Annotated in this window: 22 protein-coding genes, 2 tRNA genes and 1 other RNA gene; 9 read left to right on the forward strand and 16 right to left on the reverse strand. The window is 53.7% G+C overall.

The genetic code is table 11. From position 1 onward, the window contains the following. Window positions 1–11 precede the first annotated feature (11 nt). The gene (locus tag AA74_RS0119485) at window positions 12–341 is read left to right on the forward strand and encodes an HI1450 family dsDNA-mimic protein (protein WP_006810881.1); all 330 of its coding nucleotides are present in this window, start codon (window positions 12–14) and stop codon (window positions 339–341) included. A 31-nt stretch (window positions 342–372) separates the two neighbouring features. Here AA74_RS0119485 and AA74_RS0119490 read toward each other — a convergent pair whose 3' ends face one another. The 7 genes from AA74_RS0119490 to AA74_RS0119520 all read right to left on the reverse strand — a co-directional run bounded on the left by AA74_RS0119490 (window position 373) and on the right by AA74_RS0119520 (window position 8,259). Then, window positions 373–1,242, reverse strand: coding sequence for an ion transporter (locus tag AA74_RS0119490; protein WP_031274926.1), 870 nt, complete (start codon window positions 1,240–1,242; stop codon window positions 373–375). A gap of 14 nt (window positions 1,243–1,256) precedes the next feature. Continuing rightward, window positions 1,257–2,261 (reverse strand): murein tripeptide/oligopeptide ABC transporter ATP-binding protein OppF, encoded by a 1,005-nt coding sequence (gene oppF / locus AA74_RS0119495; protein ID WP_008502789.1) that lies wholly within the window; start codon window positions 2,259–2,261, stop codon window positions 1,257–1,259. Then, a complete protein-coding gene (locus AA74_RS0119500; RefSeq protein ID WP_023344346.1) occupies window positions 2,258–3,271 on the reverse strand; it encodes an ABC transporter ATP-binding protein in 1,014 nt (337 codons plus the stop codon). Before AA74_RS0119500 ends, oppF begins: the two co-directional genes overlap by 4 nt. 11 nt (window positions 3,272–3,282) lie before the next feature. Next, entirely contained in the window at window positions 3,283–4,191 is a 909-nt protein-coding gene (gene oppC, locus AA74_RS0119505) for an oligopeptide ABC transporter permease OppC (RefSeq protein WP_008502787.1), read from the reverse strand. Between the two features lie 12 nt (window positions 4,192–4,203). Further along, a complete protein-coding gene (gene oppB / locus AA74_RS0119510; RefSeq protein ID WP_008502786.1) occupies window positions 4,204–5,124 on the reverse strand; it encodes an oligopeptide ABC transporter permease OppB in 921 nt (306 codons plus the stop codon). A gap of 84 nt (window positions 5,125–5,208) precedes the next feature. Further along, window positions 5,209–6,840 (reverse strand): oligopeptide ABC transporter substrate-binding protein OppA, encoded by a 1,632-nt coding sequence (gene oppA, locus AA74_RS0119515; protein WP_008502785.1) that lies wholly within the window; start codon window positions 6,838–6,840, stop codon window positions 5,209–5,211. Between the two features lie 771 nt (window positions 6,841–7,611). Beyond that, window positions 7,612–8,259 (reverse strand): YchE family NAAT transporter, encoded by a 648-nt coding sequence (locus AA74_RS0119520; protein ID WP_008502784.1) that lies wholly within the window; start codon window positions 8,257–8,259, stop codon window positions 7,612–7,614. A gap of 478 nt (window positions 8,260–8,737) precedes the next feature. Between AA74_RS0119520 and adhE the strand changes: the two genes are divergently transcribed. Further along, window positions 8,738–11,416, forward strand: coding sequence for a bifunctional acetaldehyde-CoA/alcohol dehydrogenase (gene adhE / locus AA74_RS0119525; RefSeq protein ID WP_008502783.1), 2,679 nt, complete (start codon window positions 8,738–8,740; stop codon window positions 11,414–11,416). A gap of 68 nt (window positions 11,417–11,484) precedes the next feature. Here adhE and tdk read toward each other — a convergent pair whose 3' ends face one another. Continuing rightward, window positions 11,485–12,099, reverse strand: coding sequence for a thymidine kinase (gene tdk / locus AA74_RS0119530; protein WP_025913087.1), 615 nt, complete (start codon window positions 12,097–12,099; stop codon window positions 11,485–11,487). 549 nt (window positions 12,100–12,648) lie between these two features. Here tdk and hns point away from each other — a divergent pair. After that, complete coding sequence (gene hns / locus AA74_RS0119535; protein ID WP_008502781.1) at window positions 12,649–13,062, forward strand: histone-like nucleoid-structuring protein H-NS; 414 nt, start codon at window positions 12,649–12,651, stop codon at window positions 13,060–13,062. Between the two features lie 201 nt (window positions 13,063–13,263). Here hns and galU read toward each other — a convergent pair whose 3' ends face one another. From galU to rssA, 3 genes are all read right to left on the reverse strand, one after another. Next, the gene (galU, locus tag AA74_RS0119540) at window positions 13,264–14,172 is read right to left on the reverse strand and encodes a UTP--glucose-1-phosphate uridylyltransferase GalU (RefSeq protein WP_008502780.1); all 909 of its coding nucleotides are present in this window, start codon (window positions 14,170–14,172) and stop codon (window positions 13,264–13,266) included. A gap of 200 nt (window positions 14,173–14,372) precedes the next feature. Next, window positions 14,373–15,386, reverse strand: coding sequence for a two-component system response regulator RssB (gene rssB, locus AA74_RS0119545; RefSeq protein WP_021240333.1), 1,014 nt, complete (start codon window positions 15,384–15,386; stop codon window positions 14,373–14,375). Window positions 15,387–15,477: 91 nt separating this feature from the next. Then, window positions 15,478–16,380 carry a patatin-like phospholipase RssA gene (rssA, locus tag AA74_RS0119550; protein ID WP_021240334.1) on the reverse strand — a complete coding sequence of 301 codons (903 nt, stop codon included), beginning with the start codon at window positions 16,378–16,380 and terminating at the stop codon, window positions 15,478–15,480. 115 nt (window positions 16,381–16,495) lie between these two features. On the opposite strand from rssA, the gene AA74_RS01000000122360 reads away from it, so the two are divergent. The 5 genes from AA74_RS01000000122360 (at window position 16,496) to AA74_RS1000000122495 (ending at window position 18,381) form a co-directional block, all read left to right on the forward strand. Next, a complete protein-coding gene (locus AA74_RS01000000122360) occupies window positions 16,496–16,954 on the forward strand; it encodes a YchJ family protein (protein ID WP_032667623.1) in 459 nt (152 codons plus the stop codon). Window positions 16,955–17,000: 46 nt separating this feature from the next. Further along, window positions 17,001–17,843, forward strand: coding sequence for a formyltetrahydrofolate deformylase (gene purU / locus AA74_RS0119560; protein WP_021240336.1), 843 nt, complete (start codon window positions 17,001–17,003; stop codon window positions 17,841–17,843). 157 nt (window positions 17,844–18,000) lie between these two features. Beyond that, window positions 18,001–18,085, forward strand: a tRNA-Tyr gene (locus tag AA74_RS0119565). Between the two features lie 35 nt (window positions 18,086–18,120). Further along, window positions 18,121–18,205, forward strand: a tRNA-Tyr gene (locus AA74_RS0119570). A gap of 45 nt (window positions 18,206–18,250) precedes the next feature. After that, window positions 18,251–18,381, forward strand: a non-coding RNA gene (locus AA74_RS1000000122495) — RtT sRNA. Between the two features lie 77 nt (window positions 18,382–18,458). Here AA74_RS1000000122495 and AA74_RS0119575 read toward each other — a convergent pair. Then, the gene (locus AA74_RS0119575) at window positions 18,459–18,902 is read right to left on the reverse strand and encodes an Lrp/AsnC family transcriptional regulator (RefSeq protein ID WP_025913089.1); all 444 of its coding nucleotides are present in this window, start codon (window positions 18,900–18,902) and stop codon (window positions 18,459–18,461) included. Between the two features lie 107 nt (window positions 18,903–19,009). On the opposite strand from AA74_RS0119575, the gene AA74_RS0119580 reads away from it, so the two are divergent. Then, window positions 19,010–19,906 carry a DMT family transporter gene (locus AA74_RS0119580; protein WP_025913090.1) on the forward strand — a complete coding sequence of 299 codons (897 nt, stop codon included), beginning with the start codon at window positions 19,010–19,012 and terminating at the stop codon, window positions 19,904–19,906. On the opposite strand, the gene narI is transcribed toward AA74_RS0119580, so the two are convergent. Genes narI through AA74_RS0119600 form a run of 4 tightly spaced genes read right to left on the reverse strand, consistent with a single transcriptional unit; the run spans window position 19,903 to window position 26,562 of the window. Further along, complete coding sequence (narI, locus tag AA74_RS0119585; RefSeq protein ID WP_021240339.1) at window positions 19,903–20,580, reverse strand: respiratory nitrate reductase subunit gamma; 678 nt, start codon at window positions 20,578–20,580, stop codon at window positions 19,903–19,905. The genes AA74_RS0119580 and narI overlap by 4 nt on opposite strands. Beyond that, window positions 20,580–21,290: a nitrate reductase molybdenum cofactor assembly chaperone gene (narJ, locus tag AA74_RS0119590; RefSeq protein ID WP_025913091.1), complete on the reverse strand. Its 711-nt coding sequence runs from the start codon at window positions 21,288–21,290 to the stop codon at window positions 20,580–20,582. Before narJ ends, narI begins: the two co-directional genes overlap by 1 nt. Next, window positions 21,287–22,822, reverse strand: coding sequence for a nitrate reductase subunit beta (narH, locus tag AA74_RS0119595; RefSeq protein WP_021240341.1), 1,536 nt, complete (start codon window positions 22,820–22,822; stop codon window positions 21,287–21,289). The genes narJ and narH overlap by 4 nt, the downstream gene beginning before the upstream one ends. Further along, window positions 22,819–26,562, reverse strand: coding sequence for a nitrate reductase subunit alpha (locus AA74_RS0119600; RefSeq protein WP_025913092.1), 3,744 nt, complete (start codon window positions 26,560–26,562; stop codon window positions 22,819–22,821). The genes narH and AA74_RS0119600 overlap by 4 nt, the downstream gene beginning before the upstream one ends. Window positions 26,563–26,763: the final 201 nt, after the last annotated feature.

Here is a 26,763-nt window from a genome sequence, read left to right on the forward strand (position 1 = left end):
AGGTAGTCATCATGGAAATGGATCTGAACAATCGCCTGACCGAAGACGAAACGCTCGAGCAGGCCTATGACATTTTTCTCGAACTGGCGGTTGATAACCTCGATCCCGCAGACGTGATCCTCTTTAATCTGCAGTTCGAAGAGCGCGGCGGTGCCGAACTGTTCGACCCTTCAGAAGACTGGGCTGAGCATGTGGATTTCGACCTGAACCCTGACTTCTTCGCCGAAGTGGTGATCGGGCTGGCCGATGAAGACGGTGGCGAAATTAATGATATCTTCGCTCGCGTCCTGCTCTGCCGTGAGAAAGACCACAAGCTGTGCCATATTCTCTGGCGCGAATAATAAAAAAGGCTGCGATTGCAGCCTTTTTTATTTACTCCGGCAACGGATTTCCGCAGCGGTGACAAAAACGCGCGTTGAGTTCATGTTCCCCCTGATGACATCGCGGACATTTGCGCTGCTGCTTGCGGCTCTGAAATGCGCTGCTCATGTGCGTGGTAATCAGCCCGGTCGGAATGGCAATGACCGAATAGCCAATCAAAATCAGCACTGAGGCCACAATTCGCCCCAGCGGCGTATGGGGCGTGATATCCCCGTACCCCACGGTCGTTACGGTCACGATCGCCCAGTAGACGGACGCATTGAGCGTCGTAAAGCCATATTTCGGCCCCTCAATCAGATACATCAGTGCGCCAAAAACAATCATGACAATGGCAATAAACGAATAGAACAGAATAAGCTGATGACGGGCGCTGACGATTGCGCTCCAGAATATGCGCAGTGAGGGCATAAAGCGCAGTAATTTCAGAATACGTAATACGCGAATAACGCGCATCGCTCGCCAGGCAAAGACATAGCTCAGGCTGATTTCCGGCCACAGCCACATGACGTAGAGCGGCAGAATGGTGGCTAAATCGATAAATCCCCAGAAGCTGAAAACATATCGGGCCGGGTTAGGCCAGGCAATCACTCGGAGGAGATATTCAGCGGTAAACACCAGGGTAATCGCCAGCTCAAGCCAGACAAAGACATGCCATTCGTCAAACGTCAGGTGGTATTGCGTCCCGGCACCCGATTCAATAAAGATGATAACCACGCTGAGGAGCGCAAATAAACCACAAAGACCCTCGAAGCGCCGTCCGGATACCGTTTCGGGATCGAATAAAACATGATAAAGCCGCCGACGGGCTGACGTGAATAAACGCGACACAGTGACCTCGCAAAAAATAAGGGCTGACATCATGTCAGCCCTTGCGATTATAACGGGTCTACTTTCAGGCAGGAAACCGCATGTCGGAAACTGCCTTCCAGAACCGGCCGCGTTTTCGCACATTCCGGCCCGGCCATTGGGCAGCGCGTGCGGAAGACGCAGCCCGACGGCGGGTTAATCGGTGAAGGCAATTCCCCTTCCAGAAGCTGGATGGTCTTATTCTTTTCCAGATCGGGATCGGGGATCGGCACCGCCGACATCAGCGCTTTGGTGTAAGGGTGCAGCGGATTGTGGTACACCTCGTCATAGGTGCCCAGCTCCACGGCGTGCCCCAGATACATCACCAGCACGCGGTCAGAGATGTGTTTCACCACGGCCAGGTCATGCGCGATGAAGATCAGCGACAGCCCCATTTCGCGCTGCAGCTTCTGCAGCAGGTTAACCACCTGCGCCTGAATGGAGACGTCGAGCGCGGAAACCGGCTCATCACAGATAATCAGCTTCGGTTCGAGGATCAGGGCGCGCGCAATACCAATACGCTGACACTGACCGCCAGAGAACTCGTGAGGATAGCGGTTGATGAGGTTAGGCAACAGCCCGACTTTCAGCATCATCGCCTTAACGCGATCGCGCACTTCCTGGCGGGACATCTTCGGATGATAGGTCCGCAGCGGCTCGGCAATAATCTCACCGATGGTCATACGCGGGTTTAATGACGCCAGCGGATCCTGGAAAATCATCTGGATATCGCTGCGCACGTCGCGCCACTCGTCGGGCTTCATGCCCAGCAGATCTTTACCCAGCCAGGCCACTTTGCCGTCGGTGGCTTTTACCAGACCGATAATGGCGCGCGCAAAGGTCGATTTACCGCAGCCGGACTCGCCCACCACGCCCAGGGTTTCCCCTTCGTACAGACGCAGCGTGACGCCGTCCACCGCTTTCAGGGTCTTCGACGGCTGCCAGAACCACTGTTTGCCGTCCTTGATGTCGAAATGCACTTTAAGGTCAGCAATTTCGAGCAGGACATTGCGTTTTTCATCTAATGCGTTCATACCAGCTCCTCCTGCGGCTTAAAGCAGGCGCGCAGACGGCCTGGTGCAAACTCTTCCAGCGGCGGTGCGCTGTTGCAGATTTCCATCGCGTGCGGACAGCGCGGCTGGAACGGACAGCCTTTCGGCAGGCGCAGCAGGTTTGGCGGGTTGCCCGGAATAGTAAGCAGAGATTCTCCTTCCGCATCGAGACGCGGCACCGCGTTCAGCAGACCAATCGAGTAAGGATGGGCTGGCTGATAGAACACCTCACGCGCTTTGCCGTATTCCATGGTACGACCGGCATACATCACCAGCACTTTGTCACAGATGCCCGCCACCACGCCCAGGTCGTGGGTGATCATGATAATCGCCGTGTTGAACTCACGCTTCAGCTCGTTCAGCAGGGTCATGATTTGCGCCTGAACGGTAACGTCCAGCGCGGTGGTCGGTTCGTCGGCAATCAGCAGTTTTGGCCGACACAGCAGCGCCATCGCAATCATCACGCGCTGACGCATACCGCCGGAGAACTCGTGCGGGAACATACGCATGCGCTTGCGCGCTTCCGGCATTTTCACCGCATCGAGCATTTTGACCGACTCTTCAAAGGCTTCGGCTTTGCCCAGACCTTTGTGCAGCATCAGGACTTCCATCAGCTGCTCACCGACGCGCATGTACGGGTTCAGCGAGGTCATCGGATCCTGGAAAATCATCGAGATCTGCTCGGCGCGCAGCTTGTTCAGCTCTTGCTCCGGCAGGTTGAGGATTTCACGACCGTTGAATTTCGCGGAACCGCCAATCACACCGTTAGCGGCCAGCAGGCCCATTAACGCAAAGGCGGTCTGGGATTTACCGGAACCAGATTCCCCCACGATACCGAGCGTTTCACCCGCGCGCAGGTTGAAGTTGAGATCGTTCACGGCGGTCACATCCCCGTCCGGGGTCTTAAAGGTGACGCGAAGATCTTTGACGTCCAGCAGAAGGTCGCTCCGCTGCTGCGCCTGTGGCGCGGTTGCCGTTTCAATCATTGTCATGACGGCGCTCCTTAACGGTCTTTCGGGTCGAGGGCATCACGCAGGCCATCGCCGATAAAGTTAAAACAAAACAGGGTAACGACCAGGAAACCCGCCGGGTATAACAGCAGCCACGGTGATACTTCCATTGAGTTTGCACCGTCACTCAGCAGCGCGCCCCAACTGCTCAGCGGCTCCTGCGTACCCAGACCGAGGAAGCTCAGGAAGGATTCAAACAGGATCATGCTTGGTACCAGCAGTGAGGCATAGACCACCACCACGCCAAGCACGTTAGGAACGATATGGCGAACCACGATATTCCCGGTAGAGACACCGCCGACCTGCGCGGCTTCGATAAACTCTTTGCGTTTGAGGCTCAGCGTCTGGCCGCGAACAATACGCGCCATATCCAGCCATGACACCATCCCGATGGCCACGAAGATCAACAGGATATTCTGACCAAAGAAGGTCACCAGCAGGATGACGAAGAACATAAACGGGAAGGAGTTCAGGATTTCCAGCAGACGCATCATCACCGAGTCCACTTTGCCGCCAAGGTAGCCGGACAGTGAGCCATAGAGCGTCCCGACGATCACCGCCACCAGCGCGGCAGCAATCCCGACCATCAGCGAGATACGCCCACCGATAGCGACACGCACCAGCAGGTCACGTCCGGATGAGTCCGTGCCAAAATAGTGGCCAGACTCCATATCCGGCGCGCTGGACATCATGCCCCAGTCGGTGTCGAAATAGGTAAATTGCGACAGCATCGGGGCAAGGGTCACAAACAGCGCGATGATCACCAGAACCACCAGACTCGCCACCGCCGCACGGTTGTGCATAAAGCGACGACGCGCGTCCTGCCAGAGGCTACGACCTTCCACTTCCAGTTTTTCACTGAAGTTTTCCAGCGCCTCGCTGTTTTTCTTACTCAACATCATGGCGTGCTCCAGTTAGTAACGGATTTTCGGGTCGATGACGGCATACAGCACATCGACGATAGCGTTAAAGAGAATGGTCAGCGCACCGACGAGAATGGTCAGGCTCAGTACCAGCGAATAGTCGCGGTTAAGCGCGCCGTTCACAAACAGCTGGCCAATGCCCGGCAGGCCGTAAATGGTTTCGATAACCATCGAGCCGGTGATGATCCCGACGAATGCTGGTCCCATGTAGGAGAGCACGGGCAACAGCGCCGGTTTGAGCGCGTGGCGGAAGATAATCCGACGCATCGGCAGCCCTTTCGCGCGCGCGGTACGAATGAAGTTCGAGTGCAGCACTTCGATCATTGAACCACGGGTGATACGCGCGATACTGGCGATGTACGCCAGGGATAATGCCACCATTGGCAAAATCATGAACTTTAATGCCCCGCCGTTCCAGCCGCCGCCAGGCAGCCACTTCAGCGTAATGGCAAATATCATCACCAGTAATGGCGCGACAACGAAGCTGGGTATGACTACCCCGGTCATTGCCACCCCCATTACGGCATAATCCCATTTGGTATTTTGTCTGAGCGCGGCGATGACGCCTGCGGTGACCCCGAAAACGATCGCCAGAATGAATGCCGCAGCACCCAATTTCGCCGAAACCGGGAAGCTGGACGCCACCAGGTCGTTAACGGAATAGTCTTTATATTTAAATGACGGTCCAAAATCACCGTGGGCCAGCTGCTTCAGGTAATTGAAGTACTGGGTAGAGATAGGATCGTTTAAGTGGTATTTCGCTTCGATATTCGCCATCACTTCTGGCGGCAGCGTACGCTCACCGGTAAATGGACTTCCCGGCGCAAGGCGCATCATGAAGAAGGAAATCGTGATGAGAATAAATAGCGTTGGAATCGCTTCAAGACAGCGACGTAGGATAAATTTCAACATTGCCCGTACCTTCTGGCGTGTGCCTATATAATGTGACGTTGGTTAGACACCGTGGGGCGAGCACGCCCGCCCCACTCATTGCCATTAATGCTTGATAATATACAAGTTTTTAACGTAGATATTATCCATCGGGTCTTTACCGGTGTACCCACCTACCCACGGTTTTACCAGACGGGCGTTAACGTAGTAGTAAACCGGAACGATCGCGGAATCTTTATCCAGCTGCTGCTCAGCTTTCGAGTACAGTTCAGTACGCTGTGCTTCGTCAGTGGTTTTCAGCGTGTCAGCAATCAGCTTGTCAAACGCCGGGCTCTTATAGTGCGCGGTGTTGTTTGAGCTGTCGCTCAGCATGGTGTTCAGGAAGGAGGTCGGTTCGTTATAGTCCGCACACCAGCCGGCACGCGCCACGTCAAAGGTGCCCTGATGACGGCTGTCGAGGAAGGTCTTCCACTCTTGGTTCTCCAGCTTCACGTTCGCGCCCAGGTTCTTTTTCCAGATCGAGGCGACGGCGATAGCCAGTTTTTTGTGCAGATCCGACGTGTTGTACAACAGGCTGAAGGTCAGCGGCTTATCGGCGGTATAGCCCGCTTCGGCCAGCAGTTTCTTCGCTTCTGCGTTACGCTGTTCCTGCGTCTGTTTGAACCAGTCTGGCTCGGTCAGTTTTGCGCCATCGGTGTAAGGAGGGGTATAGCTGTATGCCGGCAGATCGCCCTGGTTTTTCACTTTGTTCACGATGATATCGCGATCCAGTGCCAGCTTCAGCGCAGTACGAACACGTACGTCGGTGAACGGTGCTTTCTGGTTGTTGATTTCATAGTAGTAGGTGCACAGGTACGGGTCGACGTGAACTTCTTTCGGGATCTCTTTCTTCAGCTTCTGGAACAGTTCAATCGGCATGTTGTTATAGGTCATGTCGATTTCGCCGCTGCGGTAGCGGTTGACGTCAGTCACTTCGGAAGAAATTGGCAGGTAGGTCACCTGATTAATCACGGTTTTAGCGTTGTCCCAGTATTGCGGGTTACGCTCAAGCACCATACGCTCGTTGACCACCCAGTCTTTCAGCTTATAGGCGCCGTTGGTCACGATATTGGCAGGCTGGGTCCATTTTTCACCAAATTTTTCCACCGCGGATTTTGGTACCGGGGAGACGGACGGGTGCACCAGCAGCTTATAGAAGTACGGAACAGGTTCGCTCAACGTGACTTCGAAGGTATTGGCATCGATCGCTTTAACGCCCAGATCGGTGATCGGTTTTTTGCCCGCGATGATGTCATCAATATTGGCAATATGGCCATATTGCAGGTAGCTCGCATACGGAGAGGCGGTCGTTGGATTCGCCAGACGCTGCCAGCTATAAACGAAATCTTCAGCCGTGACCGGCGTACCGTCGGACCATTTCGCATCTTTACGCAGATGGAAGGTCCAGACTTTGAAATCTTTGTTTTCCCATTTTTCTGCCACGCCCGGTGCCGGGTGGCCGTCTACGTCAGTGACCAGCAGGCCTTCGAACAGGTCGCGGTTAACGTTAGACTCAGGAACACCTTCAATTTTGTGCGGGTCAAGAGACTGAACTTCCGCACCGTTGTTACGCACCAGCGTCTGCTTCTCCGCCAGCTGAACACCTGCAGGAACGTCCGCAGCCATTGCAGCGTTTCCCGCGATTAGCGCAGTTAAAATCCCCGCCGCTACCAGATTTTTTTTTGTGATGATGGACATTGTGTTGATACTCCACTCATTATAATGACTGGCCTTCGCCAGCTGTGTAATCCCCTGTTGGGGCCTGTACAGCGCAGGAGTTTTTTTTGCTGCTGTCAGGTTCTTCTTTTACTGCTTGCTATCACCGACTTTTTTATTACTGACCGCTCGTATGGCAGTCTTGCGTCGATTCTTTACAGGCCTCCCCTGTTTGAGACCTGTTCTGGATATCCGAGATGAGAACTATATGAAAATAATTCTCATCTGATTGTTTTATGCTGCAAAATATTAGGCCGGAAAGTATCAAATGGCGTAATCGTGCGCCAATACATTTTGCAAATTTGTTAAGCAATTCTCTTTTACGGTGAGTACCGTATCGTTGAGGGCAGCCCTGCCGGACATCGAACATCACTATAAAGACATGATATTCAATAGGATAGAGAAAATTTTCTCTACAAGCGCGTCGCTGCGCTATCATCGTGTGATTTTGTACAAAAATTTAACAACTGGTTATTATTTAGCACATTCATCTAGGGGAATGTTGAAATTACTAATATCATTTCGGTTATCTCTCAGCAAGCCCCAGAGTATCATGTGAGTAAAATAACAGAGCGATCGAAGATTTTCTGCGCAGGCGGGGTAAGGCGGAATTAATAACCTATTGAAATACAAGAAATGAACATTATTAGTAGAATTTATTATGATATGTGAGCATTTCAACTTTAGTTATATGATTTGCTGATAATCACGTATAAAAAACGGAGCCGTCGCTCCGTTCTTTCATATGAAGGATTAATGCAATAATCCGGGGAAAATGCTTTTAATACCCGTGACGATGAATTCGATCCCTAACGCCATCAGCAACAGGCCCATGATACGCGTAATGACGTTGATGCCCGTTTGACCCAGCAAGCGCACCAGCCAGGGTGCCATGCGGAACACCCCCCAACAGCAGAGCGCAAAAATGGCAATAGCCACTGAAAAGCCAATCAGGTGCATCAGGCTATGATAACGCGTGCCCCAGACGATGGTTGAACTGATGGCACCCGGACCGGCCATGAGCGGTAAGGCCAGCGGCACCACGCCAATGCTTTCACGGATGGCGGTTTCTGACTTCTCTTGTTTATTCTGCTTATCCTCGCCAAGCTTACCGCTGATCATGGACATGGCGATGGTCACGACCAGGATCCCACCTGCAATGCGGAAAGAATCTATCGAAATCCCGAAAAGCTGGAGAATCGTGTCACCCAGAAAAAGAGAGGTGAGCAATATGATCGCCACCGACAGGTTAGCGGTGAGGTTGGTCTTATTCCTGGCCGCCGCTGTCTGGTAACTCGTCATACTAATGAAGACAGGAATGATCCCCACCGGGTTGACCAGGGCAAACAAACCAATAAAAAATTTAAAATACGTTGGAAAATCAAAGAGCGTTTGGATCACGTTTTGCTCCGCTTATACATATGCCCTGGACTGACAATTTGTCATGAGAAATCGCGCTGAAGATACCCTTTTTATCAGCATACTTCACTTGAAATCTGTACCAAAACGTTATCATTTCAGGATGTTAAACATTTGTATAATCAATGATAGTGCCGCTTCCAATACTTACGTAATTATTTAACACTGGAAAAATCAGCACGAAATAACCCTGCTGAAAGGTATCAGCTTAGGGGAAAATTGATGCAGATCATGATTTCCGTACTCAGAAGTGAGTAATCTTGGTTACACCCCCAGGGAGGCCACCTGCCAAAAAGGGATGATGCTAAGGTAAGGCTCTTTTAGTAAATTAGTGTGCTGGTGTAGAAAGTAACTCTTTGTTTTATTTTGTGTTACGCAAGTGCTATCGGCTCTGTCTATACTGTGTGACGTATCGAGCGCTGGTTTACTAAAAGAGTTTAAACATTATCAGGAGAGCATTATGGCTGTTACTAATATCGCTGAACTGAACGCCCTCGTCGAGCGCGTGAAAAAAGCCCAGCGTGAATATGCCAATTTCACCCAAGAACAGGTTGATAAAATCTTCCGCGCGGCCGCACTGGCTGCTGCAGATGCTCGAATCCCTCTCGCTAAAATGGCCGTTGCCGAATCCGGCATGGGTATCGTTGAAGATAAAGTGATCAAAAACCACTTTGCTTCAGAGTATATCTACAACGCCTATAAAGATGAGAAAACCTGTGGCGTGCTGTCTGAAGACGACACCTTCGGTACTATCACCATCGCTGAACCTATCGGCATTATCTGCGGTATCGTTCCGACCACTAACCCAACGTCTACCGCTATCTTCAAATCACTGATTAGCCTGAAGACCCGTAACGCAATCATCTTCTCTCCACACCCACGTGCGAAAGACGCGACCAACAAAGCTGCAGATATCGTCCTGCAGGCTGCTATCGCTGCGGGTGCACCAAAAGACCTGATTGGCTGGATCGACCAACCTTCTGTTGAGCTGTCCAACGCGCTGATGCATCACCCGGACATTAACCTGATTCTGGCGACCGGTGGTCCTGGCATGGTTAAAGCTGCATACAGCTCCGGTAAACCGGCTATCGGTGTGGGCGCGGGTAACACCCCTGTTGTTATCGACGAAACTGCTGACATCAAACGTGCTGTCGCGTCTGTACTGATGTCTAAAACCTTCGATAACGGTGTAATCTGTGCATCTGAACAGTCTGTTGTGGTTGTGGATTCCGTATATGACGCGGTTCGCGAACGTTTCGCCAGCCACGGCGGCTACCTGCTGCAGGGCAAAGAGCTGAAAGCGGTTCAGGACATTATCCTGAAAAATGGCGCGCTGAACGCCGCTATCGTGGGTCAGCCAGCCTACAAAATTGCTGAACTCGCAGGCTTTACCGTTCCGGCAACCACCAAAATCCTGATCGGTGAAGTGAAAGTTGTTGACGAAAGCGAGCCGTTCGCACACGAAAAACTGTCTCCTACGCTTGCCATGTACCGTGCGAAAGATTTCGAAGAGGCGGTAGAGAAAGCGGAGAAGCTGGTTGCCATGGGCGGTATCGGTCACACCTCTTGTCTGTACACTGACCAGGATAACCAGCCAGAGCGTGTTGCTCACTTCGGTCAGATGATGAAAACCGCACGTATCCTGATCAACACCCCTGCTTCTCAGGGTGGTATCGGTGACCTGTACAACTTTAAACTCGCACCTTCCCTGACTCTGGGTTGTGGTTCCTGGGGTGGTAACTCCATCTCTGAAAACGTTGGTCCAAAACACCTGATCAACAAGAAAACCGTTGCTAAGCGAGCTGAAAACATGTTGTGGCACAAACTTCCGAAATCTATCTACTTCCGCCGTGGCTCTCTGCCAATCGCGCTGGATGAAGTGATTACTGATGGCCACAAACGTGCGCTCATCGTGACTGACCGTTTCCTGTTCAACAACGGCTACGCTGACCAGATCACCTCTGTGCTGAAAGCGGCTGGCGTCGAAACTGAAGTGTTCTTCGAAGTTGAAGCTGACCCAACCCTGAGCGTGGTACGTAAAGGTGCTGAACTGGCTAACTCCTTCAAACCTGATGTGATTATCGCACTGGGTGGTGGTTCCCCAATGGACGCCGCGAAAATCATGTGGGTGATGTACGAGCATCCAGAAACTCACTTCGAAGAACTGGCGCTGCGCTTTATGGATATCCGTAAACGTATCTACAAGTTCCCGAAAATGGGCGTAAAAGCGAAAATGATCGCGGTCACCACCACTTCCGGTACCGGTTCAGAAGTCACGCCATTCGCGGTAGTAACAGACGATGCAACCGGCCAGAAATACCCACTGGCTGACTACGCACTGACGCCAGACATGGCTATCGTTGATGCGAACCTGGTTATGGAGATGCCGAAGTCACTGTGTGCATTCGGTGGTCTGGATGCGGTAACTCACGCCCTGGAAGCTTACGTTTCTGTACTGGCATCTGAGTTCTCTGACGGTCAGGCTCTGCAGGCTCTGAAACTGCTGAAAGAAAACCTGCCAGCGTCCTACAACGAAGGGTCTAAAAACCCTGTAGCACGTGAACGTGTCCACAGTGCCGCAACCATCGCCGGTATCGCGTTTGCCAACGCCTTCCTGGGTGTTTGCCACTCAATGGCGCACAAACTGGGCTCACAGTTCCACATTCCTCACGGTCTGGCGAACGCCCTGTTGATCAGCAACGTTATCCGTTATAACGCTAACGACAACCCAACCAAGCAGACTGCTTTCAGCCAGTACGACCGCCCACAAGCACGTCGTCGCTATGCTGAAATCGCTGACCACCTTGGTCTGAGCGCACCGGGCGACCGTACTGCTGCCAAGATTGAGAAACTGCTGGCATGGCTGGAAAGCCTGAAAGCTGAACTGGGTATTCCTAAGTCAATCCGTGAAGCGGGCGTACAGGAAGCTGACTTCCTTGCTCACGTAGATAAGCTGTCTGAAGATGCATTCGATGACCAGTGTACTGGTGCTAACCCGCGCTACCCACTGATCTCCGAGCTGAAACAGATTCTGCTGGATACCTACTACGGTCGTGAGTTCAAAGAAGGTGACGTTGCCGCTGTGAAAACAGAAGCCTCTGTCATCAAAGCTGACAAGAAAGCGAAGAAAAGCGCTTAATTGACATCAGCAGATGAAAAACCCGCCTTTATGGCGGGTTTTTTTATGTGTGAATAATAAGCCAGACGTTATTTTCTGTTGTCGTGCTGAATCGCCGTCAGCGAGCCCACAGACAGCGCTTCTTTATAATGCTTACGGCAGACCGAAACATAGCGTTCATTACCGCCTATCACCACCTGCTCACCATCTGCATAAGGTTTTCCGGCCTGGTCAAGACGAAGTACCATACTGGCTTTACGACCGCAGAAGCAGATCGTTTTCAGTTCGACAAGTTTATCCGACCAGGCGAGCAAATACTGGCTCCCTTCAAAAAGCTCGCCGCGGAAATCCGTGCGCAGGCCATAACACAGCACGGGGATATCAAGCTCATCGACTACCTCTGACAGGGCATGGACCTGTTCACGCGTCAGAAACTGGCTCTCATCGACCAGGACACAATGAATGGGCTGCGCAGCATGTTCTGTACGAATGTCTTCAAACAGATCGGTTTTCGGGTTAAACAGCCTTGCAGGCGACGAGAGCCCTATTCTGGAGCTCACCTTCCCCGCGCCAAAGCGATCGTCAATTTCCGCCGTATAAACAACGGTACGCATCCCTCGCTCCTGGTAATTGTACGAGGATTGCAGCAGCGCGGTGGATTTCCCGGCATTCATTGCCGAATAGTAGAAATAAAGTTGTGCCATTGGCCGTAAAACCCTAATCAATGTGTAATATTCCCGATGAGTCATTGTACCATATTTTGTCTGGTCATCAGCGATGCAGCGCACAGAGGATGCAGTTCAGTACGGCGTTCAGTACCGTCTGTTTAACAAAATAACCCGTTAAAACATGAAGTAAACGCATTCAGCCAGGCGACGAGGTTATAAGTTCAACCAAACATAACACTTCTTTTTATAGTGGGATCCGTGTTCTTTAAGATTCACTATTTATTAACTATTTCAGGCTTAACACCAGGGGTGAGAACTAATACAAAAGGCTGATATTTCTCCGCCGCAACTATAATTCCTGCGGGAAATGTCACAAAAAAAAGATGCAGGCGGCCTGTTTTAGCATGCCCAGATGATAACAACCGAGACTGCTGGGTGGCGGAATTTAAGTTAGCGTAATTAATAATAGCGGCAATATTTAGTATTTTTTGAATTCCTTACATTCCTGGCTATTGCACAACTGAATTTATGGCTCTATTATTAGGTCAACAAACCACCCCCCATTATAAGTTTGAGATTACTACAATGAGCGAAGCACTTAAAATTCTGAACAACATCCGTACTCTTCGTGCGCAGGCAAGAGAATGCACCCTCGAAACGCTTGAAGAAATGCTGGAAAAATTAGAAGTTGTAGTTAATGAACGTCGCGAAGAAGAAAGCGCTGCTGCGGCTGAAATCGAAGAACGTACTCGTAAACTGCAGCAATATCGTGAAATGCTGATTGCTGATGGTATCGATCCAAATGAATTGCTGAACAGCATGGCTGCCGCTAAAACCGGTACTAAAGCAAAGCGTGCTGCCCGTCCTGCTAAATATAGCTACGTTGATGAGAACGGCGAAACTAAAACCTGGACTGGCCAGGGTCGTACTCCTGCTGTTATCAAGAAAGCGATGGATGAGCAAGGTAAACAGCTGGACGACTTCCTGATCAAGGATTAATCGAGCCTTATTCAGAAAAATCCCGCTTATTGCGGGATTTTTTTTAACCTAAATTTGTCGCAAACATCCTCTTACACTCTGTCATAAAGCATTATTTAGCAATTTCATCGACTGTACTTTAAGACAGGTTTTCGGGAGTGTTACGGGCATAAAAAAACCGGTGGGCAACGCCTCACCGGTTTGAACATTTGCAGCGGTGGCTTATTTCTTAATACCTACGCTCTCTTTGAGCCAGGTTTTAAATTCTTCGCCGAGGGTATTGTGGCGGATACCATATTCAACAAACGCCTGCATATAACCGAGCTTATTACCGCAGTCATGGCTCTTACCTTTCATATGGTAGGCCTCAACGGTCTCTTTCTCGATCAGCATATCGATGGCATCCGTCAGCTGGATCTCATCACCCGCTCCTGGAGGCGTTTTAGCCAGCAGAGGCCAGATTTCAGCACTCAGGACATAGCGACCTACAACAGCAAGGTTTGAAGGCGCTACGTCGGCTTTAGGCTTCTCTACGACGCCAACCATTGGCACACTCTCACCCGGCTCAAGGTTAACGCCTTTGCAGTCAACCACACCGTATGCCGTTACGTCTTCAACAGGCTCAACCATAATCTGGCTGCTGCCGGTTTCGTCGAAACGCTTGATCATTTCAGCCAGGTTATCCTGAGAAAGATCGGATTCGTATTCGTCCAGAATAACGTCAGGCAGAATTACCGCTACAGGCTCATCACCCACGACCGGGTGTGCGCACATAACAGCGTGGCCCAGACCTTTAGCCAGCCCCTGACGAACCTGCATAATGGTGACGTGTGGAGGGCAAATAGACTGAACTTCTTCTAACAGCTGACGCTTAACGCGTTTTTCCAGCATGGCTTCAAGTTCAAAGCTTGTATCGAAATGGTTTTCGATAGAGTTTTTAGATGAATGCGTAACCAGCACAATTTCAGTGATGCCGGCTGCGATACATTCATTCACGACATACTGGATTAATGGCTTATCAACCAGAGGCAGCATCTCTTTAGGAATCGCCTTGGTTGCTGGTAACATCCTGGTCCCCAATCCCGCTACCGGGATAACGGCCTTTCTGACTTTCGAATTTAGGGCAGCCATTCAAATTCTCCTGAGCTGTTCAAGTTTTGAACTTTTATGCAATGAATAACGCGTTGAGTATATCAGCCTCGCCCCGCAGTCCGGGTCTGAAAAGAACGCGTTGCCGATCAATTAGGATAAATACGCATGAAACCGGGCAGCGATAGTAGCACTCCCCGCAAAACACAGGTAAAGCAATCTTAAAATGACGATCCAATTGCTTATTCCGTGGACAACATTAAGCGTAGCCGCCCCCCGGCGCCCCAAATTTGGCACTGCCAGGAGGAACAGCGGTGGCTAATTTGATTAAGATACGCCGTTCCCAACGTCCCAAGCGGTACACCGTTACTCACCTGAATATGGTGTTCACCGGTATTCAGTGATGCATTGAGACCGGCTGAAACAAGGATCAGATTTTTTAAACCGCTGTGGTAATAGCCGACCAATAGCGGAAACTGTCCAGGCAAATTGGCCTGACGAAAAAGCTGGTTTACCTGTTTGAGTAAACTGCCTAACTCCGGCAACCGTTGTCCCTGATGGGATAACTGTTCCTGCAACAAACCATTAAATAGCGCACGAAGAAGCAACGCCGCTAATACACCGTTATCCCCCGCCCGGGTGACATCCAGAGAATAAAACGCAAGGTCAGAATCTGACAGTGGCGCAATATCCAGCACCAGCCCAGGCTGGTCAGCGGCCACCAGCTGCCGATAATTTACGCGACAGTGGGAAATAGTTTGCTGGACGGGCGGCTGGAGCTCTTGCAACAGTTTCGCCGCAGCAGGCGGATTACTCACCAGAGCGTCCCAGTCCTGGAAAAGACGTTCCTCTTCCTCTACCCGGGAATTAAACATATTCGGATAAAGGCACGCTAAGACCGTTTCTCGCAGCCGGTTCAAATCTTTAACCGGCTTAAGCAGAATATCCTGTACCCCAAGACGTAATGCTTTTGCGATATCCGCCATGTTTTCGGTGGCAGAGATCACCAGAATCGGCGTCTGATTGCCTTCGTTACGCAGATGCTCAACCAGCTTCAGTCCATTCATGCGCGGCATCGCAATGTCGCAAATCATCAAATCGGGCGTAATGCTGATCATTTTTTCCAGGGCGTCGATGCCATCTTCAGCCAGTGACGTCATTGCGCCCAGCGAGGATAACCACGAATCCAGTAGCGATCGGAAAACGGGCTCGTCTTCAACAATCAAAATGTGTTTTCCGGCCAATGGCTGCGTCATGGTTCCTCCCCTGGCTGACAGTAACTAAATAGTGGCATGCGATCGGCACTATCGCCTGTCAGATTTTGCTGAAGTAGTCAAAAAAAGGTGCTTAACGTGCGGTTTGCACAAAAGGCAACAATTCGTCCATTTTCTTTTCGACGGCTAACGAGCCCGCTGCGATGGCGGCCTCAGCCCGATGGAAATCAAGAGTAGAGATTTGCGGACAGTACGGCTGAATAAGAATATCCGGAGGATCGCCTGCCATACGGTTACGTTTAAGGCGATTCTCGAGTACCTGAATTGATGTGGTCATGATTTCTATCGCCGTCGGCGCAGCAACCGAACGACGTGCGGTCATACGCCCGATTCTTCCGCGCAGGCGCTCGTGCCAGGCCAGTTTCTCGCCCTCAGCATCTTCGCTCTGGAGGTTGACCGGCATGAGATCCTGTTGCATCAGGTGGGCGTCGTGCTGCAGGTCGACGGCAATCACGATGTCAGCGCCCATTGCACGCGTCAGAGAGATGGGAACCGGGTTAACGACGCCACCATCGACAAGCCAGTAACCGTTGTGTGGGACAGGCGCCATGAGTCCAGGCATACTGCAGGAGGCACGCACGGCAAGATGGATATCCCCTTCGGTTAACCAGAGTTCGCGACCTGTACTGAGGTTCGTCGCGACGGCGCCGAAAGGCATCTGACAATCAGTGAAGTCTTCGAGGGGCATAACCTGGCGGAACTGGTTAAAGACGCGTTCGCCGCGCAGCAGTCCACCACGCTGCCAGGAGAGGTCCATCAGACGCAGCACGTCCCAGTAGCTGAAGGAGCGCACCCACGTCTCGAGCTCCGGTAGCTTTCCGCACGCGTAAGCGGAGCCGACAAGCGATCCGATTGAGCACCCTGCAACAATATCGACAGTAATGCCCATCTGATTTAAGGCATTAATCACGCCGATGTGTGACCATCCCCGGGCGGCACCTGAACCCAGCGCCAGCCCAATTTTAACCTTTCTCATTAGTCCTGTTTTACGTCCCCTGGATTCCTGACATGGCATCAACGCAACGCCTCAGTTAACATAGTGCTACCCGAAGCGTTTTACGCCTTTATTTTTTTGTTCCAGGAAGAGAATCGTGTCTCAACTCTGCCCTTGTGGTAGCGCTCTGGAGTATAGCCTATGTTGCCAGCGATATCTTTCTGGCGATCAGGTTGCACCAGACCCGTCACACCTTATGCGTTCACGGTACACTGCTTTTGTGATCAAAGACGCAGACTACCTGATTAAAACCTGGCATCCATCCTGCCACGCAGCCGATTTCAAACAGGACATCGAAGCCGGGTTTGCGAACACGCAGTGGCTCGGCCTCACCGTCTATGAATCCTGTCCAGGCAGTCATGAAGATGAAGGTTACGTCAGCTTTGTTGCCCGTTTTACCGAGAACGCTAAGCCTGGCGCCATTATCGAGCGTTCCCGGTTCTTAAAGGAGCGCGGGCAATGGTATTATATTGACGGAACGCGTCCACAGTTTGGTCGTAACGATCCCTGCCCGTGTGGTTCAGGTAATAAATTTAAAAAGTGTTGCGGGCAGTAATGCCTGACAACCCAGACTTCGCAAATACAAACAGGATTTCCCGGCGATGCAATCATTACAACGTAAAGTTCTGCGCACCATCTGTCCCGATCAAAAAGGGCTGATCGCACGAATTACCAACATTTGCTACAAGCATGAACTGAATATCGTGCAGAACAACGAGTTCGTTGACCACCGTACCGGCCGCTTCTTCATGCGTACCGAACTGGAAGGTATTTTCAACGACACCACGCTGCTGGCCGATCTGGACAGCGCGCTTCCGGAAGGCTCCGTGCGCGAGTTGACCCCTGCGGGCCGACGCCGCATCGTGATCCTGGTGACCAAAGAAGCACATTGCCTGGGTGACCTGCTGATGAAAGCCAACTACGGCGGTCTGGATGTCGAAATTGCGGCAGTTATTGGCAACCATGAGACGTTGCGCTCGCTGGTCGAGCGCTTTGATATTCCGTTCGAGCTGGTTAGCCATGAAGGCCATACGCGTGAAGAACACGACGACCTGATGGCGCAGGCCATTGAAGCGCATAACCCGGACTACGTGGTGCTGGCGAAATACATGCGCGTGTTAACGCCGTCTTTCGTGGCGCGTTTCCCGAACAAGATCATCAACATCCACCACTCGTTCCTGCCGGCCTTTATTGGTGCGCGTCCATACCACCAGGCCTACGAGCGCGGCGTGAAGATCATCGGCGCGACAGCCCACTACGTGAATGACAATCTGGACGAAGGTCCCATCATCATGCAGGACGTGATTCATGTGGATCACACTTACACCGCTGAGGACATGATGCGTGCAGGGCGTGACGTTGAGAAGAATGTGTTAAGCCGCGCGCTGTATCAGGTACTGGCCCAGCGTGTCTTCGTTTACGGCAACAGAACCATCATTCTTTAATCTTTCGGAAAATGAATTGATTAGCTTTGCGCCTTTACGGATAAAAAGCAGGCAAACAACTTCATTTCCCTAAAGGAAAGCTTTACAGGGGCGTCTCATTTGATATGATGCGCCCCGCTTCCAGCAGGAAGCAGGCCAGTAAAAAGCATTACCCCGTGGTGGGGTTCCCGAGCGGCCAAAGGGAGCAGACTGTAAATCTGCCGTCATCGACTTCGAAGGTTCGAATCCTTCCCCCACCACCATCTCTCAGCACGACCTCAAAATTTGAATTACCCCTGGTGGGGTTCCCGAGCGGCCAAAGGGAGCAGACTGTAAATCTGCCGTCATCGACTTCGAAGGTTCGAATCCTTCCCCCACCACCATCACTTTCAAATAACGCCAAATCTTCTGTTCGCACCGGGCATCATGCATTTCGGTAACGGGGAAGGAAGAGAAGCTTCGACTAAGGTTCGATTCGAGCGCAGCGAGAAAGCGTTGCCGAAGGCAACGACCCGAAGGGCGAGGCGCAACGCGCCGGGTCATCCTTCCCCCACCACCATCACTTCCCCAACATAAAAAAACCGAGTCCGCCCTTGTAGGCCGGGTAAGGCGCAGCCGCCACCCGGCGACAGAAACCTACATCGGCGGCAAACGACGCCTGACCGACGAACTCTTCACAATCGACGTATTACACTGGGCATGTTCCGCCAGGCCGTCCAGCAGCGCATCAAGCTGTTCGATTGACCGCACCACCAGCCTGATGACGAAGCAGTCCTCCCCGGTGACTTTGTCGCTCTCAATACACTCCGGCATCGCCTGAATATACTTATCCACCTTATGCAACAGCCCTGGCAACGGCCGTACGCGCACCAGCGCCTGCAGCGTATACCCCAGCGCCGCCAGATTCACCCGCGCACCATACCCCTGAATCACTCCGCGCTCTTCCAGCCGCTTCAGGCGCTCTGCCGTACTGGGGGACGTCAGACCGATGCGGCCGCTGAGCACCTTCAACGACATACGTGCATCCTCAACCAGACAGGTTAAAATTTGTCGGTCGATATCATCGATAAGGCATTCCATTCGTTTCACCTAATTTTAAAAAGTCATTTACCTTTTCAACCTTATCTCACCCCTGTAAAACCCGACAGCGATTTTCGACAATAGCGTCATTAATCAGGAGGTGGATGATGCGTGATTTCCATAAAGGCGTGTGGCAAATGAGCCTCGCGATGTTAATTTCCGGCTCTATCGGCGCGTTTGTTTTGCTCTCCGGTCTGCCGGTGACGGAAGTGGTGTTCTGGCGCTGTCTTATCGGGGCTATGGCGCTTTTTATTTTTATCCGGGCAAGTCAAAAGCCCTTCAGCCCCCTCACCCTCACCACGCTGCTGCTGGCTATTCTTGGCGGCGTGGCGCTCGTGGTGAACTGGCTGCTGCTCTTCGCGGCCTATGAGCGTATCTCAATTGGTCTTTCAACCGTGGTCTATAACACCCAGCCTTTTATGCTGGTCTTGATGGGGATGTTTCTGGGCGAACGCGTCAGCCTGGTGAAATGGGGCTGGCTATTCCTCGCCTTTGGCGGCGTGGTGATCCTGCTCTCCAGCGAGCTGACCGGCGCGCATGGCAGCGAATGGCTCACCGGAATAGGTTTGGCCATGGCCGCGGCCTTCTTCTACGCGCTGACGGCAATCATTGCGCGCAAACTGAAAACAATCGCACCGCAGCATATTGCCTTTATCCAGGTGCTGACCGGCGTCGTGATGCTTTTGCCGTTTGCCAGCCTGCCGTCATTTTCCGGTGATTTCCCCTGGCCGATGCTGCTGACGCTCGGCATTGTCCATACCGGCATTATGTACCAGCTGCTCTACAGCGCAATTCAGAAGCTGCCTACGCCCATCACCGGCTCCCTGTCGTTTATCTATCCGGTGGTGGCGATTGTTGCCGATAATCTGGTGTTCGGACACGCGCTTAACCTGACGCAGCTGGCGGGCGGCGCGCTGATCCTGTTTGCTGCCGCAGGCAACAACCTGGGCTGGGGCGAAAAAAAACCCCGCGAGCGCGGGGTTAGTATCAAAACGGCGAATTAGCGACGGGCGCGTACAATCTGGTATTTGCGCGTCAGGTACTCCACCGGCGCGCTCCAGATGTGGACCAGGCGGGAGAACGGGAACAGCACAAACAGCGTCATCCCCAGCACCAGGTGAACGCGGAAGATAAACGCCACGCCGTCCAGGTGCTCAGATGCTCCGCCGTGGAAGGTCACCACGGACTGCGCCCAGCCGACCAGCTTCATCATTTCGCTTCCGTCCATATGCTGCGCCGAGAACGGAATGGTCAGCAGACCCAGCGCGCACTGTACCATCAGCAGGGAGAGGATCAGGATATCCGCTGCGGTTGTGGTGGCACGCACGCGCGGGCTGAACAGACGACGCTTGAGCAGCAGCAGGCCGCCAACAAGGGTCATCACGCCGCAGGCACCGCCCGCGATCATCGCCATCTTCTGCTTCACCTCAATCGGCAGCCACGCTTCATACATCCAGTGCGGCGTCAGCATCCCGAGGAAGTGACCGGCAAAAATGCCCAGAATCCCGATGTGGAACAGGTTAGACGCCACGTGCATCCCCTTGCGGTCCAGCATCTGGCTGGAGGCGGCACGCCAGGTGTACTGGCCATAATCGTAACGCAGCCAGCTTCCCACCAGGAACACGGTGCCCGCGATATACGGGTAAATGTCAAAGAAGAACATATTCAGGAAGTGCATTAGTGCCGTCCTCCGTTAGAGATATTCAAATATTGCGGGGCAACCGCGCCGGCAAAACGGCGCTGGTGAGCAGCGATTTCAGACTCGCCGCAGTTCTGGTCAGCAAAGAATTTGACCTGCTCTTCTTCCCAGACCGCATCCAGCGCCTGTGGCGTATCGTCACGAGCCTCATCGGCGATTTTCTCCGCCACTTTTTCACTGTCGACAGAGGCGTTGGCGAGCTTCACCAGCAGTTCGAACAGCACCGCGTAGCGGCTCTCACGCTGCTGAAGACGCGCGCCGAGCAGCGCCAGGATCGGCGCGATGTCCTGCAGACCGCCCAGCGCCTCTTCTTTTGGCAGCTGCGCCAGATATTCCAGATAGAGCGGCAGATGATCCGGCAGCTCGCGGCTGTCGAGCTGCAGGCCGTGCTGCTCGTACTGTGCCATCAGGTCAACCATCGCCTGACCGCGGTCGCGGGATTCACCGTGAACGTGTTCGAACAGCAGCAGCGAGGTCGCACGCCCCCGATCAAATAGCTGACTGTAGTCCGCCTGCGCATCAAGAAGATCGTGCGCCAGCAGGTCACGGAGGAAAACGCCAAGCCGCTGGGCATCTTCTTTATCCAGGTTTTCAGATGCCGCAAGCGCATCAAAAAGTTCCTGCTGGTGCTGCGCCAGCGCAGCATCCGGGTACTCGAGCAGACGCGAAACAATGACGAGTTCAATCATGAGTGCGGCTCCGTTTTACTGGTCACATCCATGGCGTCGATGCGGCGGCTGTTGAACAGGTTGAATTTGCTGTCTGACCCGTGGCAGCCGTCGCCAAAGGTAAAGCCACAGCCGTTTTTCTCCGGGAAGGCCTCGCGGGCCAGCTCACGGTGGCTGCTCGGCACCACGAAACGGTCTTCGTAGTTGGCAATCGCCAGATAGCGGTACATTTCCTGCGCCTGCGCTTCGGTCAGACCGACCTCTTCCAGCGCGCGGGTGTCGGTTACGCCGTCCACGGTTTCGGCACGCTTGAAGTGGCGCATCGCCAGCATACGCTTCAGCGCCAGCAGTACGGGCTGGGTATCCCCTGCGGTCAGCAGGTTGGCCAGGTACTGAACCGGAATACGCAGGCTCTCCACGTCCGGCAGAATGCCGTTGCTGCCCAGCTCACCCGCGTCAGCGGCAGACTGAATCGGCGACAGCGGCGGCACGTACCAGACCATCGGCAGCGTGCGGTATTCCGGATGCAGCGGCAGGGCCAGCTTCCAGTCCATCGCCATTTTGTACACCGGAGACTGCTGCGCTGCGTCGATTACGCTCTGCGGAATGCCGTCCTTCAGCGCCTGCTCAATCACCTTCGGATCGTTCGGGTCGAGGAACACGTCCAGCTGACGCTGATACAGATCTTTCTCGTTCTCGGTGCTCGCGGCGTTTTCAATCGCGTCCGCGTCGTACAGCAGCACGCCGAGATAGCGAATACGGCCTACGCAGCTTTCGGAACAGACGGTCGGCATACCGGCTTCGATACGCGGGTAGCAGAAGATGCACTTCTCGGACTTGCCGCTCTTCCAGTTGAAGTAGATCTTTTTGTACGGGCAGCCGGTGATGCACATGCGCCAGCCGCGGCACTTGTCCTGGTCGATCAGCACGATGCCGTCTTCTTCACGCTTGTAGATGGCGCCGCTCGGGCAGGTCGCCACGCACGCCGGGTTAAGGCAGTGCTCGCACAGGCGCGGCAGATACATCATGAAGGTATTTTCGAACTGGCCGTACATCGCCTTCTGCATGTTCTCGAAGTTCTGGTCTTTGGCGCGTTTTTCGAACTCGCCGCCCAGAATCTCCTCCCAGTTTGGACCGCTGGTAATTTTGTCCATGCGCTGACCGGTGATCAGCGAGCGGGGACGGGCGATCGGCTGGTGTTTACCTTCCGGCGCGTTGTGCAGATTCTGGTAGTCGTAGTCAAACGGCTCGTAGTAATCCTCGATGCCCGGCAGGTGCGGGTTAGCAAAGATTTTTCCCAGAAGCCAAGCGCGGTTACCCATGCGCGGCTGCAGCTTGCCGTTGATTTTGCGGATCCAGCCGCCCTTCCACTTCTCCTGATTTTCCCAGTCGGTCGGGAAGCCGGTGCCCGGCTTGCTTTCCACGTTGTTGAACCAGGCGTATTCCATACCTTCGCGGCTGGTCCAGACGTTTTTACAGGTGACCGAGCAGGTATGGCAGCCGATGCATTTATCCAGATTCAGCACCATGCCGACTTGTGAACGAATTTTCATTTTACGCTCTCCTGTACCTGGTCATTACCTTCGCCGTCTAACCAGTTAATATTCTTCATCTTACGTACCACCACGAACTCATCGCGGTTCGATCCTACGGTGCCGTAGTAGTTAAAGCCGTAGGCCAGTTGGGCATAGCCACCAATCATGTGGGTCGGCTTCGGCGTAATGCGGGTCACGGAGTTGTGGATCCCGCCGCGCTGCTCGGTGATCTCTGACCCCGGCAGGTTCACGATACGTTCCTGCGCGTGGTACATCATGGTCATCCCGGCCGGTACGCGCTGGCTCACCACCGCACGCGCCGTCAGGGCACCGTTGCTGTTGAACACTTCGATCCAGTCGTTATCTTCAATACCCAGATCTTTGGCATCCGTTTCGCTCATCCAGACAATCGGACCGCCGCGCGACAGGGTCAGCATCAGCAGGTTGTCGCTGTAGGTGGAGTGGATCCCCCACTTCTGGTGCGGCGTCAGGAAGTTCAGCGCCTTCTCCGGGTTACCGTTGGATTTTGCGCCCATTACCGCTTTCACGGAGCGGGTGTCGATAGGCGGACGGTACACCAGCAGGCTTTCACCGAAGTCGCGCATCCACTGGTGGTCCTGATACAGCGACTGGCGGCCTGACAGGGTGCGCCATGGGATCAGCTCGTGAACGTTGGTGTAGCCGGCGTTATAGGACACATGCTCGTCTTCCAGGCCAGACCAGGTCGGGCTGGAGATAATCTTGCGCGGCTGGGCCTGAATATCGCGGAAGCGGATTTTCTCTTCCTCTTTATTCGTCGCCAGATGCGTATGGTCGCGACCGGTGAACGCGCTCAGCGCCGCCCAGGCCTTCACCGCGACGTGGCCGTTGGTTTCCGGGGCCAGGGTCAGGATCATCTCTGCCGCATCAATCGCCGTGTTCAGCATGGGCTGGCCTTTCGCCGGGCCGTCCGCTTTGGTGTAGTTGAGCTTGCGCAGCAGGTCCATTTCGCTCTGGGTGTTCCAGGCGATCCCTTTCCCGCCGTTACCGATTTTCTCCATCAGCGGGCCGATAGAGGTAAAGCGCTCGTACGTTGCCGGGTAGTCACGCTCAACCGGAATGATGTGCGGTGCGGTCACGCCCGGGATCAGATCGCATTCGCCTTTTTTCCAGTCCTTCACGTCCAGCGGCTGCGCCAGTTCGGCGGCAGAGTCGTGCTGGATAGGCAGCGTTACCACGTCAGTCTCTTTGCCGAGGTGCCCCACGCAGACTTCGGAGAATGTCTTCGCGATGTCTTTGTAGATTTCCCAGTCGCTTTTTGATTCCCACGCCGGGTCAACGGCCGCAGACAGCGGATGAATAAACGGATGCATATCCGAGGTATTCATGTCGTCTTTTTCGTACCAGGTGGCGGTAGGCAGCACGATGTCGGAGTACAGGCAGGTGCTGGACAGACGGAAGTCGAGGGTCACCACCAGATCCAGCTTGCCGTCGAGACCGTTGTCTTTCCACTCCACCTCTTCCGGCTTCACGCCGCCCTGCTTGCCGAGATCTTTCCCCTGGATACCGTTTTCGGTACCGAGCAGGTATTTCAGCATGTACTCGTGGCCTTTTCCGGACGAGCCCAGCAGATTGGAGCGCCAGATGAACAGGTTGCGCGGGTGGTTTTTACCGTTTTCCGGCTGTTCTGCCGCGAAGCGGATTGAGCCATCCTTCAGGGATTGCACGGTGTAATCCACCGGTGACATGCCCGCTTTCTTCGCCTCTTGTGCAATGCGCAGCGGGTTAGTGCCCAGCTGCGGCGCAGACGGCAGCCAGCCCATACGCTCGGCGCGCACGTTGAAGTCAATCAGATGGCCGCTGTAGCGGGATTTATCCGCCATCGGCGACAGCAGCTCCTGTGCGGTGACCGTCTCGTAACGCCACTGGCTGGAGTGGTTATAGAAGTAGGAGGTGCTGTTCATGTGGCGTGCCGGACGCTGCCAGTCAAGGGCAAACGCCAGCGGCTGCCAGCCGGTCTGCGGACGCAGTTTTTCCTGACCCACGTAGTGCGCCCAGCCGCCGCCGCTCTGGCCGACGCAGCCGCAGAAGATCAGCATGTTGATCAGACCACGGTAGTTCATATCGAGGTGATACCAGTGGTTAAGACCCGCACCGACGATGATCATGGAACGACCGTGAGTCTTGTCGGCGTTTTCCGCAAACTCGCGGGCGATACGCACGATCTGCGCGCGTGGAACGCCGGTGATCTGCTCCGCCCATGCCGGGGTATAAGCCTTCACGTCGTCATAGCCGGTTGCGCAGTTTTCATCACCCAGACCGCGTTCCAGGCCGTAGTTCGCCATGGTCAGGTCATAGACGGTGGTGACCAGCGCGGTAGTCCCGTCGGCCAGCTGCAGGCGTTTCACCGGCAGCTTGTGCATCAGCACGTTTTTCAGCTCAACCTTGTTGAAGTGCTCGGAACCTTCGCCGCCAAAGTACGGGAAGCCCACCTCAGCAATCTCGTCCTGGCTACCCAGCATGCTCAGACGCAGTTCCGTCTCTTCGCCGGTCGTGCCGTTACGCTGCTCAAGGTTCCACTTGCCCTTCTCGCCCCAGCGGAAGCCGATAGAGCCGTTTGGCGCCACCAGCTCACCGTTGTTGTTATAGGCAACGGTTTTCCACTCTGGGTTATTTTCCTGGCCCAGCGCGTCCACCAGATCGGCGGCGCGCAGCGTACGGCCTGCGGCGTAGTAGCCGTCACGCTCTTCGAGCATCACCAGCATCGGCATATCGGTGTAGCGACGGACGTAGTCGGTGAAGTACTGGCTTGGTTTATCCAGGTGGAACTCGCGCAGCATGACGTGGCCCATCGCCATCGCCATCGCGGCATCGGTCCCCTGTTTCGGTGCCAGCCACAGATCGCACAGCTTGGCGATTTCGGCGTAGTCCGGGGTGACCGCCACGGTTTTGGTGCCTTTGTAACGGACTTCGGTAAAGAAGTGCGCGTCCGGCGTACGGGTCTGCGGCACGTTTGAGCCCCAGGCGATGATGTAGCTGGAGTTGTACCAGTCGGCGGACTCCGGTACGTCGGTCTGTTCGCCCCAGGTCTGTGGAGACGCTGGCGGCAGGTCGCAGTACCAGTCGTAGAAGCTCAGGCAGGTACCGCCGATTAAGGAGAGATAGCGCGCGCCGGAAGCGTAAGAGACCATCGACATCGCCGGGATTGGCGAGAAGCCTGCCACGCGGTCAGGACCGTAGGTTTTCACGGTGTAGACGTTGGAGGCGGCAATCAGCTCGTTCACCTCTTTCCAGGAAGAGCGAACGAAACCACCGCGACCGCGCGCCTGCTTGAAGCTTTTCGCTTTGTCGGCGTCCTCGATGATGGATGCCCACGCATCAACCGGATCGCTGTGCTGCACTTTCGCTTCACGCCACATTTTCATCAGGCGTTTACGCATCAGCGGGTATTTGAGACGGTTGGCGCTGTAGAGATACCAGGAGTAGCTGGCGCCACGCGGGCAGCCGCGCGGTTCATGGTTCGGCATATCCGGACGGGTACGCGGGTAGTCGGTCTGCTGCATTTCCCAGGTCACCAGACCGTTTTTAACGAAAATCTTCCAGCTACATGAGCCAGTGCAGTTTACGCCGTGGGTAGAACGGACGACTTTATCATGCTGCCAGCGCTGGCGGTAACCGTCTTCCCAGTCCCGGTTGGTATCCAGAACCTGGCCGTGCCCATCGGCAAACGTTTCGCCCTTCTGCTTGAAGTAGCGAAACCGGTCCAAAAACTTGCTCATCGGGTATCTCCTGTATGGAGCCTGTGGCTCTCTAAATCGACATTGCTGATTTGCAGCGAAGGTAACGCCCTGAAAGAGAGGGAGAATTGATAACGATCAAGACGACGAGGGACTTTCAGGCGAGGGATTACACCGAATACCACCAAAGCGGTATCTTTATAAATTTCATATCTATATGAAATATAAAGTCATTTCAATTTC

Source organism: Enterobacter sp. 5-4, from assembly GCF_000612205.1.
In the GTDB taxonomy this organism is placed as follows: domain Bacteria; phylum Pseudomonadota; class Gammaproteobacteria; order Enterobacterales; family Enterobacteriaceae; genus Enterobacter; species Enterobacter roggenkampii.